Consider the following 14518-nt stretch of genomic DNA (forward strand, 5'->3'; position numbering starts at 1 on the left):
CCGACCACGTTCCCGGGGATCGCGGCACCGCTGTACTAGCGTGACGGCGTGAGCATCGCCGTCTGCCCCGGGTCGTTCGACCCGATCACGCTCGGCCACCTCGACATCGTGCGGCGCGCGCGCCGGATGTTCGACGTCGTGGTGGTCGGGGTGGCCCGCAACGCCGCCAAGAACGCCCTCCTCGGCCCCGAGGAACGCGTCGAGCTGGCGCGGACGGCCCTCGCGGCCGACCCGGAGACGGCCGACGTGCGGGTCGAGGTGGTGCCCGGGCTGCTGGTCGACTTCTGCCGCGAGCTCGGGGCGGTCGCGGTGGTCAAGGGCCTGCGCGGCGGCGCGGACTTCGACGCGGAGCTGCCGATGGCCCTCATGAACCGCCACCTCACCGGGGTCGAGACGGTCTTCGTGCCGGGGGAGCAGCGGTACGCGCACGTCGCGTCGTCGCTGGTCAAGGACGTGGCCCGGTACGGAGGGCCGATCGACGACCTGGTGCCGCACGGCGTCGCGGACGCGGTACGCGCAGCACTCGGCAGATGACGCAGGGGCCGACGGGCCGGACCGAGCAGCAGGGCAAGGAGCAGGGGATGAGCGAGACGACCGAGACCACGACCGGGACCGGGCAGGGGGACAACCCGGCCGGCGGCCTGCTGGACATCCTGGAGGACCTGGCCGCGCTGGTCGAGAACGCGCGCTCGGTGCCGCTGTCGACCAACGTGAAGGTGGACCGCGACCAGGCGCTCGCGCTCGTCGACGAGCTGCGCGACGCGCTGCCCACCCAGGTGGCCCGCGCCGACGAGGTGCTCGCCTCCGCCCGCGACACCCTGGACGACGCGCACCGCCAGGCGGAGGAGATCGTGGCCGCTGCCCGCGCCCGCGCGATCGAGCTGGTGCAGTCCGAGCAGGTCGTCGTGCAGGCGCAGTCGCGCGCGGCGGAGGTGGTCGCCGAGGCGGAGGCCCGCGCGGCCGCGCTGCGCACCGACGCGGACGCGTACTGCGACGGGCGGCTGGCGGACTTCCAGCAGGACCTCGACGCACTGGCCAACCAGGTGCGCGCCGGGCGGGAGAAGCTGGCCGAGCGCCTCGAGCAGGGGACCCCGCGGGTGCGGTGGGACGCCGTCGCCGACCCGCGCTGGCCGCAGGGGCGGCGTTCCTGACCGGCGCCGCCACCGGGCGTGAGAGACGCGTCACTCCGGGGCGTGCTGCGCCGCGGCGCCTCGATGGCCTAGACTAGGTCGCTGGCCCGAGTCCGGGCCGAACCCCTTCCCGCCCGTCGGGTCCACCCCTGTTCATCGGAGCCTGCCATCGCCACCGCGAAGCCCTCACCGCTCGTGCTCGACACGCACGAGCTGTCTCGGCGACCCGGTTCGATGGAGGAGGTCGCGCGCGTCGTGCCCGCCCCCGCGGACATGGGGACCGCCGTGATCGGCGTGCCCGAGGGCGACGACCTGACCCTGGGCCTGCGGCTCGAGTCGGTCATGGAGGGGGTGCTGGTGTCCGGCGTCGTGCGCGGCACGGCGGTGGGGGAGTGCGTGCGCTGCCTCGACCCGGTCTCCCAGCAGGTGACGGTGCGCGTGCAGGAGCTCTTCGCCTACCCCGAGAGGGCGCAGGCGGCCCAGGAGTCGGGCGACGAGGACGCCGAGGACGAGGCGGTGCTGGTCGACGACCAGGCCGACATCGAGCCGGCGGTTCGGGATTCGCTCGTGACTGCACTACCATTTCAACCGCTGTGCCGTCCGGACTGCCCCGGCCTGTGCTCCGTCTGCGGGGCGCGGCTGGCGGACGACCCGGACCACCATCACGACCTCGTCGACCCCCGGTGGTCGGCGCTGCAGACCATGCTCGACGATTCGAGCGTGTCCGACGAGACGAAAGAGAGCTAGCCGTGGCTGTTCCGAAGCGCAAGATGTCGCGCAGCAACACCCGTGCGCGCCGTTCGCAGTGGAAGACCACCGCGGCGGTTCTCACGACGTGCCCGAGCTGCAAGGGGCAGAAGCTGTCCCACGCCGCGTGCCCCACCTGCGGTGCCTACAAGGGCCGCCAGTACGCCGAGGCGCTGCGCACCGAGCACGCGGGCTGACATGCCTGCACCCGGCAACCGGCAGCGTCCGGAGCCGACCGCTCTTCTCGAGAAGCTCGGGGTCCACCTGGACCCCGAGCTTCTCGTCCTTGCCCTGACGCACCGGTCGTTCGCGCACGAGGCCGGGGGCATCCCGACCAACGAGCGGCTCGAGTTCCTGGGCGACACCGTGCTGGGGCTGGTCGTGACGGAGGCGCTGTACCGGCGTCACCCCGACCAGTCCGAGGGCGAGCTGGCGAAGATGCGCGCGGCGACGGTGTCCCAGCGCGCCCTGGCCGCGATCGCCCGCCGCCTCGACCTCGGCAGCTACGTGCTGCTCGGCAAGGGCGAGCTGCGCACCCGCGGCTTCGACAAGGACTCGATCCTGTCCGACACGGTGGAGGCGCTCATCGGCGCGACCTACCTGTCCCACGGCCTGGAGCCCGCGCGCGAGCTGGTGCACCGGCTCGTGGACGCCACGCTCGACGCCGCCGCCGGGCTCGGCGCGGGGCTCGACTGGAAGACGTCGCTCCAGGAGGCCGCCGCCGTCCGAGGCTTCGGCGCCCCCGTGTACGAGGTGACGGGCGAGGGCCCCGAGCACGCGCGCATCTTCCACGCGCAGGTGACCGCCGGCCCGGTGCTGGGCCTCGGCACCGGCTCCGCGAAGAAGCACGCCGAGCAGGCCGCCGCCGAGGAGGCGTACCGCGCCCTGCAGCAGCTGCCGGTGCCCGGCGCCGTCACGGGCGACGCCACCGGTGCCTGAGCTCCCCGAGGTCGAGACCGTCCGCGACGGCCTCGACCGCCTGGTCGTGGGCGCCGTCGTGCGCGACGTCGAGGTGTTCCGCGACTACTCGGTGCGGCGGCACGACGGCGGCCCCGTGGGGTTCGCCGACCAGCTGCGCGGCCGGCGCCTGGCCGCCGCCGTGCGCCGCGGCAAGTTCCTCTGGCTGCCCCTCGAGGATGGGGACGCCGTCCCGTCCGGCCCCGCCGACGGCGCTCCCGCGGCCGCGCTGCTGGCGCACCTCGGCATGTCCGGCCAGCTCCTCGTGCGCGACCCGGCGGTCGCGGGCGACTGGGCGCACCCGCACCTGCGCGCCCGCCTGCACCTCGCGGGCGCCCCGAGCGGCGCCGAGTACCTCGACTTCGTCGACCAGCGCACGTTCGGGCACCTGTCCGTCGTGGACCTGGAGCCGACGGGCGACGGCGCCCCCGGCGGCCTGGGCAGCGAGCTCGCGGCCGTGCCGGAGCCGGTGGCGCACATCGGCCGCGACCCGCTCGACCCGGCGTTCGACGCCGACGCGGTCGTGGCCGCGGTCCGGCGCCGGCGCACCGGTCTCAAGCGGGCGCTGCTCGACCAGACGCTGCTGTCCGGCGTCGGGAACATCTACGCCGACGAGGCGCTGTGGCGCGCGAAGCTGCACTTCGCGCGGGCCACCGACCGGCTGCGGGCGGCCGAGGTGCGCCGCGCCCTCGACGCCGCCGCCGAGGTGATGGCCGAGTCGCTGTCCCAGGGCGGCACGAGCTTCGACGCGCTGTACGTGAACGTCAACGGCGAGTCCGGGTACTTCGCCCGCGGCCTGGCCGCCTACGGGCGCGAGGGAGAGCCGTGCCCGCGCTGCGGCGCCCCGATCCGGCGCGACGCGTTCATGAACCGCTCGTCGTACACGTGCCCGGTCTGCCAGCCGCGGCCCCGGAACGGGCGTTGGTAGCAGCTCGGACCGGCCTCCGGCGACGACCCTCAGCGCGCGACGATGTTGCGCAGGCCGGCCGCGCCGTCGGCGAGCCAGGCCCGCACCTGCTCGGTGACGAAGTCGGCCGCGCCCTGCGGCCGCCCGCCGGCGACGTGTGGCGTGAGGATCAGGTGCGGCGCGTCCCACAGCGGCGAGTCCTCGGGCAGCGGTTCCGTCTCGGTGACGTCCAGCGCGGCCCCGGCGAGGGTGCCGTCGCGCAGGGCGGCGACCAGCGCCTCCTCGTCCACGGTGGCCCCGCGGCCTGCGTTGACGAACCGCGCGTGCGCGGGCAGCAGGCCGAGCACGCGCGCGTCGAAGGCGTGGTGCGTGGCCTCGGTCGCGGGCAGCAGCGAGATCAGCACGTCGGTGGTGGGCGCGACCTCCTCGATCGAGTCGACCACGGGGAAGCCGTACCGCTCGCCCGCCGACGACGCGACGCCGGTCACGCGCGCCCCGAGCGCCGCCAGGAGCGGCGCGAGGACGGCGGCGATCGACCCGAAGCCCCAGATCGTGACGCGCGCCTCGTGCAGCGTGAACCAGGACTCGTGGTTCGCCTGCTCCTTGCCGAGCTCGCGGTCCCATCGCCGCTCGTGCTGCGCGGCGAGCGTGCGGTCGAGGCGCCGCACGGAGGTGAGGACGAGCGCGAGGGTGTGCTCGGCGACCGTCGCGTCGTGCAGGGAACGCCCCGAGGAGATGACGACCTCGGGGGCGAACCCGGCGGCGAGCGCCTGGTCGGGGCCGGCGTTGAGGGTCTGCACCCAGTGCAGGTTCGTCATCCGGCGCGCGGCGTCCTCCAAGACCCGCTGCGGGCTGGACCAGGTGACGAGGACGTCGGCGTCCGTGTGCTCCTCGGGCACCGGGTCGCGCATCACGTAGTGCGCCACCTCCACGCCGGGGAGGTCGATCGTCAGGTCGAAGGGCACGTTGCCGGGCACGAGGAGCTTCACGCCTCGCGACGGTAGCAGCCGTCGGCGGGCGGTGTCGGGGTGGTTCGGTCCCGTTCGCCGTGCGCCTCGTGACCTGCCCTCTTATCGTGCGAGAGGCCGGCGTCCGCCGGGAGGCACGGGTGTCGAGGAGGTCGGCATGACGACGTCGGGGACGGGGACGGCGCCGCCGAGCCGCGAGCAGGTGCGGCAGGCGATGACGGCGCGCACGCCGCGCAACTACATCACGTGGCTCACGCTCGCGTTCATGATCACGTCGTCGGTGGCGAGCCTGCGGGCCGCGCCGACGATGGCGGTGTACGGGCTCGCGGCGGTCTTCCTGTACGTGGTGCCTGCGCTGGTGTTCCTGCTGCCGACGTCGCTGGTCTCGGCGGAGCTGGCGTCCGGCTGGTCGGGCGGCGTGTACCGGTGGGTGGCGGAGGGGCTGTCCAAGCCGCTCGGCTTCCTCGCCGTGTGGTGCCAGTTCGCGATGACGATCTTCTACTACCCGAGCCTGCTCGGGTACGTGGCCAGCACGCTGGCGTACGTCATCAACCCGGCCCTGGCGTCGAACGGCGTGTACGTGGCGATCGTCATCATCGTCATCTACTGGGCCGGGGTGTGGGTGTCGTCCCAGGGCACGAAGACGGTGGCGGGGCTGTCGAGCGCCGGGTTGATCATCGGCACGCTGATCCCTGCCGTGATCCTCGTGGTGCTGGGCATGGTGTTCCTCGGGCAGGGCAACACGTCGGCGGCGCCCATGGACTCGAGCCACCTGCTGCCGCAGTGGACGGGCATCGCGTCCCTCGTGCTCATCGTCAACAACTTCCTGTCGTACGCGGGCATGGAGATGAACTCCGTGCACGTGAACACGCTGCGCAACCCGGGCAAGGAGTTCCCCCGCGCGATGTTCCTCGCGATCGGGCTGGTGCTGGTCATCTTCATCCTCCCGGCGGTCGCCATCAGCTGGGTGATCCCGGCCGACCAGCTCTCCCTGACCGCGGGCGTCATGCAGGCCTTCGACGCGTTCTTCGCCAACTTCGGGGTGTCGTGGCTGACGCCGATCCTCGGGCTCATGCTCATCGCGGCCTCGATCGGCGGCATGCTCACCTGGCTCGCCGGGCCGTCCAAGGGGCTGCTCACGGTGGCGCGCGAGGAGGGCTACATGCCGCCCTTCCTGCAGCGGCTCAACAAGCACGGCGTGCAGCAGAACATCCTCGTGGCGCAGGGCGTGTTCACCACGGTGATCGCCCTGCTCTACGCGTTCATCCCCGACGTCTCCAGCGCGTACTGGATCCTGTCCGTGATCACCACGCAGGTGTACCTGATCATGTACCTGCTGCTGTTCGTGGCGGCGATGCGGCTGCGGCGCACCGCGCCCGACCACCCGCGCGGCTACCGCGCCCCCGCCCTCGGCGTCCTGTGCGTGGTCGGCTTCCTCGCCTCGGTCGCCGCGCTGATCATCGGCTTCGTGCCGCCCGCGCAGTTCTCCAGCGGCTCGGTGGGGGTGTACGTCCTCATCGTCGGCGGCGGCCTCGGCGTCATCGGCCTGCTGATCCCGTGGCTGTTCCTCAAGCTGCGCAAGCCGTCGTGGCGGCAGCCGGCGGACCCGTCGACGGGCGTCGCCGCGGACACGGACGAGGGGGAGTGACATGACCACCACGACGTCGTCGCGCGAGCCGGAGCCTGGCGCGCCGGCCCGCCACCGCTGGATCACCTACACGGCCGCCGCCCTCCTGCTGCTGGTGCTGGGCGCGATCATGGTCGTCCAGTTCGCGGGCTACCAGGACCGGCAGGACCAGCGCGAGGCCGAGCAGAAGGCCGCGACGCTGCACGCCGCGTTCGCGGAGATCGGGATCACCGCCTTCTCCGAGGAGACGATCGCCCGCGTGCTCGGGTCCGACGGCGGAGGATTCTGCACCGACCCGGCCGCGCTGGTCGACGCCACCGCGAACCTCGGGTCCACCAACGGCGCCGCGGGGCCGGGCATCCGCCCGTCCGTGCTCGACGAGCGCCGTCTCGAGGGCGACCGCCTCGTGATCGAGACCTACTGCCCCGACCAGCTCGACGAGTTCGAGGCGTACGTCGACTCCCTCCACCTGGACGACACCACCACCCAGCCGGCCCGCGAGCCCGCGAGCGAGGAGACCCCATGACCGCCCCCGACGTCGAGGCTGTGCGCGCCGCCGTCGCCCCGCTGCTGCCCCGCGCGCTGGACGACCTGCGCACGCTCGTCGCCATCCCGTCCGTCGCGGACGAGCGGCTCTTCCCGCGCGAGGAGTGCGAGCGCGCGGCGCAGTGGGTCGTGGACGCGTTCCGCGCCGAGGGCATCGACGACGCCCGCCGCGAGCGCACCCCCGACGGCTCGGACGTCGTCGTCGGGTACCGCCCCGGCCCGCCCGGCGCGCCGACCGTGCTGCTGTACGCCCACTACGACGTGCAGCCGCCGCTCGACGACGCGGCGTGGACCACGCCCCCGTTCGAGCTCACGGAGCGCGACGGCCGGCTCTACGGCCGCGGGGCGGCGGACTGCAAGGGCAACGTCGTCACGCACCTCACGGCCCTGCGCGCGCTGCGGTCGCTGGTGGGGGACGACCTGCCGGTCGGTGTGCGCATCGTCATCGAGGGCTCGGAGGAGCAGGGCACGGGCGGCCTCGACGGGTGGGTCGAGGCCAACCCGGGCGCCCTGGCCGCCGACGCGATGCTCATCCAGGACACCGGCAACGCCACGCTCGGGCTGCCCACGCTCACGGTGTCCCTGCGCGGCGCCACCAACCTCGTCGTGCGCGTCGAGGCGCTCGAGGGAGAGATCCACTCCGGCATGTTCGGCGGCGCCGCCCCGGACGCGCTCGCGGCGCTGGTCGCGATCCTGGCCTCGCTCCGCGACGCCGAGGGCAACACCACCATCGACGGCGTGGACGCGTCGGGCACCTGGCCCGGCGTCGGGTACGACGCGGACCAGTTCCGCGCGGACGCCGGGGCGCTCCCCGGCACCCGGCTGCTCGGCGACGGCGCCGTCGCCGACATGCTCTGGGCGCGACCCGCCGTGACGATCCTCGGCATCGACGCGCCGTCCGTCGTCGGGTCGGCGGCGGCGATCCAGCCGCGCGCCGCGGCCCGCCTCAACCTGCGCGTGCCGCCCGGCGCGGACGCCCGCGACCTGCAGGACAGGCTGGCCGCGCACCTCGAGGCGCACGCGCCGTGGGGTGTGCGCGTCACCGTGGAGCGGGACACCCCGGGCCAGCCGTTCGCCGCCCGCACCGACGGCCACGTCTTCGACACCCTGCAGGCGGCGCTCGCGGACGCCTACGGCCGTGACACCGTCACGGCCGGGCAGGGCGGGTCGATCCCGCTGTGCAACATCCTCGCGAGCCAGTACCCGGACGCCGCGATCGTGCTGCTCGGTGTGGAGGAGCCTGCCTGCCTCATCCACGCCCCGAACGAGAGCGTGCACCCTGGCGAGATCGAGAACCTCGCGGTCGGGGAGGCGCTGTTCCTGGCCCGCCTCGGCGCATGACCAGCCGCCCGGCCGCCGCCCGCTACGACGCCGTCGTGGTGGGCGGCGGGCACAACGGGCTCACCGCCGCGGCATACCTGGCCCAGGCCGGGCGGTCCGTGCTGGTGCTCGAGCGCCTCGACCACGTGGGCGGGGCGGCCGTGTCGGCGCGGGTGTTCCCCGGAGTCGACGCGCGGCTGTCGCGGTACTCCTACCTCGTCTCCCTCCTGCCGCGCCGCATCGTGGACGAGCTGCGCCTGCGGGTCACGCTGCGCCGCCGCCGCTACTCCTCCTACACGCCCGTGGGGGACGCCGGCCTGCTCGTCGACACCGGGGACGACGCCGCCACCCGGGCGTCGTTCGCGGCGGTCGGCGCGGCGGACGACCATGCGGCGTGGATGCGCTGGTACGCCGCCACGGGACGCCTCGCGCGCCGCCTCTTCCCGACGCTGACCGAGCCGCTCCCGTCGCGTGCCGAGGCCCGTGCGCTCGTCGACGACGACGCGACCTGGCGCGACGTCGTCGAGCGTCCGCTGGGGGAGGCGCTGCGCGAGCGGTTCGCCTCCGACGTCGTGCGCGGCGTCGTCGCGACCGACGCGCTAATCGGCACGTTCGCGGACCTCGACGAGGGCTCGCTGGCGCAGAACCGCTGCTACCTCTACCACGTGATCGGCGGCGGGACGGGGGACTGGGACGTGCCCGTCGGCGGCATGGGCGCCGTCTCGGGGGCGCTGCGGGACGCGGCGCTCCGCGGCGGCGCGACCCTCGTCACGGGCGCCGACGTCACGACCGTCGACCCCGGCGGGCGCGACGGCGCCCTGGTCGCCTGGACCGACGACGACGGAGTCGAGCACGAGGTCGCGGCCGGGACGGTGCTGTGCGGCGCGGCACCGGACACGCTCGACCGCCTGCTGGCGGCGTCCGGTGCCGCACCGTCGGGCCGGGCCACGGCTGCGCGGCCCGAGGGCGCCCAGCTCAAGGTGAACCTCGTGCTGCGCCGCCTGCCCCGGCTGCGCGGCAGCGACGACGGCACGGGTGTCGACCCGGTCGCCGCGTTCGGTGGCACGTTCCACGTCAACGAGTCGTTCGGCGCCCTCCGGGCGGCGCACGCGCAGGCGGCCGCCGGGCAGGTCCCCGACGTGCCGCCGTGCGAGATCTACTGCCACTCCCTGACCGACCCGAGCATCCTCGGCCCCGGGCTGCGCGCCTCCGGCGCCCAGACGCTCACCCTGTTCGGTCTCCACATGCCCGCGCGGCTGTTCCGCGGCGACGGCCCGTCCCACGACGCCGCGCGGGAGCGGGCGCTCGCGGCGACGCTCGCGTCGCTGGACTCGGTGCTCGCCGAGCCGGTGGAGGACGTGCTGCTGCGCGACGCCGACGGGCGGCCCTGCCTGGAGGCGCGCACCCCGGTGGACCTGGAGGGTGACGTCGGCCTGCCGGGCGGGCACATCTTCCACCGTGACCTGTCGTGGCCGTGGGCACCGGACGGTGCCGACGACGACGGCGGCGCGGGTGACGTCGGGCTCGACCGGCCCGGCTCCTGGGGCGTCGAGACCGTGCACCCCCGGGTGCTGCTCGCGGGTGCGGGCGCGCGGCGCGGCGGGGGAGTGAGCGGCGTCCCGGGCCGCGCCGCGGCGATGGCCGCGCTGAGCCTCTCTGGTCGGGGTGCCTCGAGCAGCGGCGGACCGCGGTAGGCCGCCGGGCCCGCCCTCAACCGGCGAGGCCGGCCGCCCGCTCCTGGCCCGCCGACCACGCGTAGTCGGGAGCGTCGCGCAGCAGGGCGTCGTGCGGGCCGCGCGCGACGACCCGGGCGGGGCCGCTCCCGTCCGCCCCGGCGCCGAGCAGCAGCACCTCGTCGGCGACGGTGAGCGGCGTGAGCCGGTGGGAGGCGACCACCACCGCGCCGCCCGTCTCCCGCGCGTGCGTCGCGAGCGTGGCGACGAGCGCGTCGGCGGTCGCGGCGTCGAGGTGCTCGGCGGGCTCGTCCACGAGGAGCACGCGGGCGGGCGCGAGCAGCGCCCGCGCGACGAGCAGCCGCCGTCGCTCACCGCCGGAGACGTCGGCACCGTCCGGGCCGAGCATCGTCTCCAGGCCGTCGGGCAGCGCGGCGAGCCAGGCGTCCAGGCCGACGGCGGCGAGCGCGTCGTGCGCGTCCTGCGCGGTCACGTCGGACCGCGCCACCCGGAGGTTCTCCAGCACGGTGGTGCCGAACAGGTGCCCGTCCTCGGCGACGAACAGCGCGTCGCCGGCACGGACGGTGCCGGAGCGCGCCGGCAGCAGGCCCGCCGCCGTGAGCAGCAGCGTCGTCTTGCCGACGCCGGACGGTCCGGCCAGCGCGACGACGCTGCCCGGCCGCAGCGTCAGGTCGACGCCCTCGACGACCGTGCGGTCCGCCCAGCCGGCGTCGACGGCGTCGAGGTCCAGCAGCGTGTCAGACGTGTGGCGCACTCCGGTGGGCTGTGCGTCTGACACGTCGCGGGACCCGTCGGGGAGGAGGGCGACCAGCCGCCGCGCCGCCTCCCGCGACCGCCGCAGCTGGACGGCCGCGGCGGGCAGCGTCGACGTCGCCTCGAAGACGGCGAGCGGCGTGAGCACGACGACCGCCAGCTCGACGGGCGTGAGGGTGCCCGCCGCGACCGCCGGCAGGCCCAGCAGCAGCGAGCACAGCACCGCGAGGGTCTGCGCACCGGCGTCGATCGCCGCCGACGTGCCGGAGATGCGCGCGCCGTCGTCGGTGGAACGGGTGAGGCGTGCGTCCGCGGCGCGCAGGCCCGCCAGCCGGTCGTCGAGCCGGCCCGCGACGCGCAGCTGCTGGCCGTCCTCGAGCAGCTCGAGGGCCCGGCCGGTGACCTCGGCCCGGGCCGCGGCCCCGCGACGCTCGACGGACGCCGCGGAGCGGGAGGCGAGCCACGGCGCGAGCACCCCGGTCAGGAGCAGGCAGCCGAGCAGCGTCAGCCCCGCGGCAGGCAGGAAGATCCCGACCAGGACGACCGAGCCGAGGCCGACGCACACGGCGACGCCGGCCGGGATCAGGGCCCGCACGACGACGTCGCCCACCGCGTCGACGTCGGTGCCCACCCGGGCGAGCAGGTCGCCCCGGCGCAGGGAGATGACGCGTGTGACCGGGCCGCGGGCCAGGGCGTCGTAGAGGTTCGCGCGCAGCGCGGCCATCCCCCGCAGCGCGACGTCGTGCGACGCGAGCCGCTCGAGGTAGCGCAGCACCCCGCGGCCGGTGCCGAAGGCGCGGACCCCCACGGTGGCCACGGAGAGCTGCAGCACGGGCGGCATCTGGGAGGCGCGGGCGATGAGCCAGGCGGCGGCCGCCGCGAGCCCCACCGAGAAGCCGAGCGCCAGGGTGCCGAGCGCGACGGCGCGCGCGACGCGGGTCCAGCGCACCTCCAGCATCGGCAGCACCCGGCGTAGGGGGTCGACCCCGGCGCGGCTCACGACGCCACCGCCCCGGCCGGCCCGACGGCGGCGCCGACCGGGCGCGCCACGACGTCCACCACCTGGTCGGCCAGCGCCAGGAGCGATGCCCGGTGCGCGACGACGACGACGGTGCGCCCGGCGTCGCGCCACGCGCGCACCGTGTCCAGCACCACCTGCTCGCCGCGCGCGTCGAGGTGCGCGGTCGGCTCGTCGAGCAGCACGAGCGGCGGGGGAGCACCGTCGTCCGGCGCCCCGCCGTCGAGCAGCGCGGCCGTGAGCGCCACCCGCTGCCGCTGTCCGACGCTCAGGCCCGTGCCGCCGAGCCCGACCGGGGTGTCCCACCCCTGCGGCAGCGTGGCGAGCACGTCGTCGAGGCCCGTGGTGCGCGCGGCGGCGGCGAGGGCGTCCGCCGCCACCGGGCGCCCCTCGGTGACGGCGTCGCGCACGGTGCCGGGGGCCAGTGTGGGCCGCTGCGGCACCCAGGTGACCTGCGGCCACCAGGTGGCCGGGTCGACGTCGGTGAGGTCGAGGGGCGCCGGGCCCGCGCCGTCCGTCGCGCGGGGCGGCTCGACGAGCACCCGGCCCTCGTCGGGACGCAGCAGGCCGAGCAGGACGAGCGCCGTCGTGGACTTCCCCGAGCCGCTCGGGCCGCGCAGCGCGACCACCCTGCCGCCGCCGGGGCGGCCCGTGCCGAGCGGGACCCGGGCGGTGAGCCCGGCCGGGGCGAGCAGCCCGCGGTCACCGGCGCGCACGCCGACGCCGTCGAGCACGAGGGTCGCGCCGGCGAGAGCCGGCGCGGCCGTGGTGCCCGCGACCGGGGCCGGCTGCTCGAGGATCGCGAAGGCGCGCTCCGCGGCCGCGAGGCCGTCGGTGGAGGCGTGGAACTCCGCCCCCACGCGGCGCAGCGGCAGGTACACCTCGGGCGCGAGCACGAGGACGGCGATCGCGGGGACCAGGGCGATCATCCCCTCCACGAGGCGGAGCCCGACCCCGACCGCGACGATCGCGACCGAGAGGGTGGTCAGCAGCTCCAGCACCATCCCGGACAGGAACGCGATCCGCAGCGTGCCCATGGTGGCGCGCCGCGACGCGTCCCCGAGGGCGCGCACACGGGCACCGGGCCCGATCTCGCGGCCGAAGGCCCGCAGGGTCGGGAGCCCGGCGAGCAGGTCGAGCACCTGCGACCCCAGCCGCTCGATGGTGCGCAGCCGCCGCTCCGAGGCGCCCGCGGTCATGACCCCCACCAGCCACATGAACAGCGGGACGAGCGGGAGCGTCACGACGCAGATCAGCGCGGAGACCCAGTCCAGCCCGAGCACGACCAGCACGAGTGCCGGGGTGAGGATCGCCGTGAGGAGCAGTTGCGGCAGGTAGCGCACGAGGTACGGGCCGAGGTCGTCCAGCCCGCGGGTGGCGAGCGTGGCCGTGGCGGCGGCGCCGTCCCCGGCGGGCCGTGGGCCTCGGGCGACCGCGTGCGCGACGACCTGCTCGCGCAGCTCGGCCACGACCTCGGCCGCCGCCTTCTGCGCGTAGCGCTCCTGCGCCCAGGCGATCGCGGCCCGGGCGGCGAGCGCCCCCAGGAGGGCGCCGAGCCACGGGGCGACGTCGGCGAGGGCGAGCGGCGTCCCTGCGCTGCCCGCCGTCACGGCCGGGCCGAGGGAGTGCGCGATGGCGAACGCCTGGAGCACGACGGCGCCGGCGGCGGCGACGCCGAGCACCGCGGTGAGCGCGACGTACCGGCGGGCGGCGCGGGCGCGTCGCAGCAGGCGCGGGTCGAGGGGCTTCATCGGGCCGTGGTGGGGTCGACGGTGCGGGTCAGAAGGCCGCGTCCTTGATCTTCTGCCACGACAGGCCCGCCGGCGCGGGGATGTCCTTGCTGGACAGCCGGCGCCGGAACACCCAGTACGTCCACGCCTGGTAGGCGATGACGAGCGGCGTGAGCACCACGGCCACCCAGGACATCACGGTGAGCGTGTACGGCGTGGAGGCCGCCTCCGCGACCGTGAGGGCCTCGCCGCCGTCGACCGCGGGGATGACCTCGGGGTACATGGAGCCGAAGATCAGCACGACGGCGCTCGCGATGGCCACGGCCGAGAGCGTGAACGCCCAGCCTTCGCGCCGGGCCCGCGCCGTCACGACGACGCCGACCAGCGCGAGGGCCGCGACCGCGACCGCCGCCCACGTCCAGGTGACCGAGTACGCGACCTGCGCCCAGACCGCCCAGCCGCCCGCCACGACCAGCGCGACCACGGAGAGCACCGATGCGAGGCGGCCCGCGCGCTCCCGCACGTCGCCGTCCGTCTTGAGGGCCACGAACACGCTGCCGTGCAGCAGGAACAGGACCAGCGTCGTGAGGCCGCCGGCGAGGGCGAACGGGTTGAGCAGCGCCCAGAAGCCGCCGACGTACTGGTGGGACTCGTTCAGGAGCAGCCCGCGCACGAGGTTGCCGAACGCGACGCCCCACATGATCGCGGGGACCCACGAACCGAACTGGATGGCGAGGTCGCAGCGCCGCGCCCAGCGGGCGTCGGAGATCTTGCCCCGGTACTCGAACGCGACGCCACGGGCGATGAGGCCCAGCAGGATGATCAGCAGGGGCAGGTAGAAGCCGGAGAACATCGTGGCGTACCACTCGGGGAAGGCGGCGAAGGTGGCGCCGCCCGCGGTGAGCAGCCACACCTCGTTCCCGTCCCACACCGGGCCGATCGTGTTGATCAGCACCCGGCGCTCCTTGTCGCGCTGCTCGCGGCGTCCGCGCGGCAGGATCGACAGCAGCATGCCGACGCCGAAGTCGAAGCCCTCGAGCACGAGGTAGCCGGTCCACAGGACGGCGATGATGACGAACCAGAGGATCGCGAGGTCCACGGGGTCTCCCAGTCTCGTTCTC

14 protein-coding genes are annotated in these 14518 nt (G+C 75.4%); 10 read left to right on the top strand and 4 right to left on the bottom strand.

Annotated elements, in window-relative coordinates:
- Window positions 1-48: 48 nt before the first annotated feature.
- From coaD to mutM, 6 genes are all read left to right on the top strand, one after another.
- Window positions 49-534, top strand: a complete 486-nt coding sequence (gene coaD, locus ACH436_RS00980) for a pantetheine-phosphate adenylyltransferase (protein ID WP_430558315.1) — start codon at window positions 49-51, stop codon at window positions 532-534.
- Between the two features lie 47 nt (window positions 535-581).
- Window positions 582-1151, top strand: a complete 570-nt coding sequence (locus ACH436_RS00985; protein WP_430558316.1) for a hypothetical protein — start codon at window positions 582-584, stop codon at window positions 1149-1151.
- Window positions 1152-1325: 174 nt separating this feature from the next.
- Window positions 1326-1877 (top strand): YceD family protein, encoded by a 552-nt coding sequence (locus tag ACH436_RS00990; RefSeq protein ID WP_430558317.1) that lies wholly within the window; start codon window positions 1326-1328, stop codon window positions 1875-1877.
- A gap of 2 nt (window positions 1878-1879) precedes the next feature.
- Window positions 1880-2074: a 50S ribosomal protein L32 gene (gene rpmF, locus ACH436_RS00995; protein WP_079574722.1), complete on the top strand. Its 195-nt coding sequence runs from the start codon at window positions 1880-1882 to the stop codon at window positions 2072-2074.
- 1 nt (window position 2075) lies between these two features.
- On the top strand, window positions 2076-2816 hold the full coding sequence (gene rnc / locus ACH436_RS01000) for a ribonuclease III (RefSeq protein ID WP_430558318.1): 741 nt from the start codon (window positions 2076-2078) through the stop codon (window positions 2814-2816).
- Complete coding sequence (gene mutM / locus ACH436_RS01005; protein ID WP_430558319.1) at window positions 2809-3762, top strand: bifunctional DNA-formamidopyrimidine glycosylase/DNA-(apurinic or apyrimidinic site) lyase; 954 nt, start codon at window positions 2809-2811, stop codon at window positions 3760-3762. The genes rnc and mutM overlap by 8 nt, the downstream gene beginning before the upstream one ends.
- Before the next feature lie 29 nt (window positions 3763-3791).
- On the opposite strand, the gene ACH436_RS01010 is transcribed toward mutM, so the two are convergent.
- Window positions 3792-4730 carry an NAD(P)-dependent oxidoreductase gene (locus tag ACH436_RS01010; protein WP_430558320.1) on the bottom strand — a complete coding sequence of 313 codons (939 nt, stop codon included), beginning with the start codon at window positions 4728-4730 and terminating at the stop codon, window positions 3792-3794.
- Window positions 4731-4866: 136 nt separating this feature from the next.
- On the opposite strand from ACH436_RS01010, the gene ACH436_RS01015 reads away from it, so the two are divergent.
- Genes ACH436_RS01015 through ACH436_RS01030 form a run of 4 tightly spaced genes read left to right on the top strand, consistent with a single transcriptional unit; the run spans window position 4867 to window position 9896 of the window.
- Complete coding sequence (locus ACH436_RS01015) at window positions 4867-6357, top strand: APC family permease (protein ID WP_430558321.1); 1491 nt, start codon at window positions 4867-4869, stop codon at window positions 6355-6357.
- 1 nt (window position 6358) lies between these two features.
- Window positions 6359-6862, top strand: a complete 504-nt coding sequence (locus ACH436_RS01020) for a hypothetical protein (protein ID WP_430558322.1) — start codon at window positions 6359-6361, stop codon at window positions 6860-6862.
- Window positions 6859-8223, top strand: a complete 1365-nt coding sequence (locus ACH436_RS01025) for a dipeptidase (RefSeq protein WP_430558323.1) — start codon at window positions 6859-6861, stop codon at window positions 8221-8223. Before ACH436_RS01020 ends, ACH436_RS01025 begins: the two co-directional genes overlap by 4 nt.
- Window positions 8220-9896: a phytoene desaturase family protein gene (locus ACH436_RS01030; RefSeq protein WP_430558324.1), complete on the top strand. Its 1677-nt coding sequence runs from the start codon at window positions 8220-8222 to the stop codon at window positions 9894-9896. Before ACH436_RS01025 ends, ACH436_RS01030 begins: the two co-directional genes overlap by 4 nt.
- 16 nt (window positions 9897-9912) lie before the next feature.
- Here the strand turns inward: ACH436_RS01030 and cydC are convergent, their stop codons facing one another.
- From cydC to cydB, 3 genes are read right to left on the bottom strand one after another with little or no spacing between them, the layout of a single operon-like run.
- Window positions 9913-11649 (bottom strand): thiol reductant ABC exporter subunit CydC, encoded by a 1737-nt coding sequence (cydC, locus tag ACH436_RS01035; RefSeq protein WP_430558325.1) that lies wholly within the window; start codon window positions 11647-11649, stop codon window positions 9913-9915.
- Entirely contained in the window at window positions 11646-13418 is a 1773-nt protein-coding gene (cydD, locus tag ACH436_RS01040) for a thiol reductant ABC exporter subunit CydD (RefSeq protein WP_430558326.1), read from the bottom strand. Before cydD ends, cydC begins: the two co-directional genes overlap by 4 nt.
- Before the next feature lie 28 nt (window positions 13419-13446).
- Entirely contained in the window at window positions 13447-14496 is a 1050-nt protein-coding gene (gene cydB, locus ACH436_RS01045) for a cytochrome d ubiquinol oxidase subunit II (RefSeq protein ID WP_430558327.1), read from the bottom strand.
- Window positions 14497-14518 lie beyond the last annotated feature (22 nt).

Origin of the sequence: Isoptericola sp. NPDC019693 (assembly GCF_044389085.1) — a bacterium.
Taxonomy (GTDB): Bacteria; Actinomycetota; Actinomycetes; order Actinomycetales; family Cellulomonadaceae; genus Isoptericola.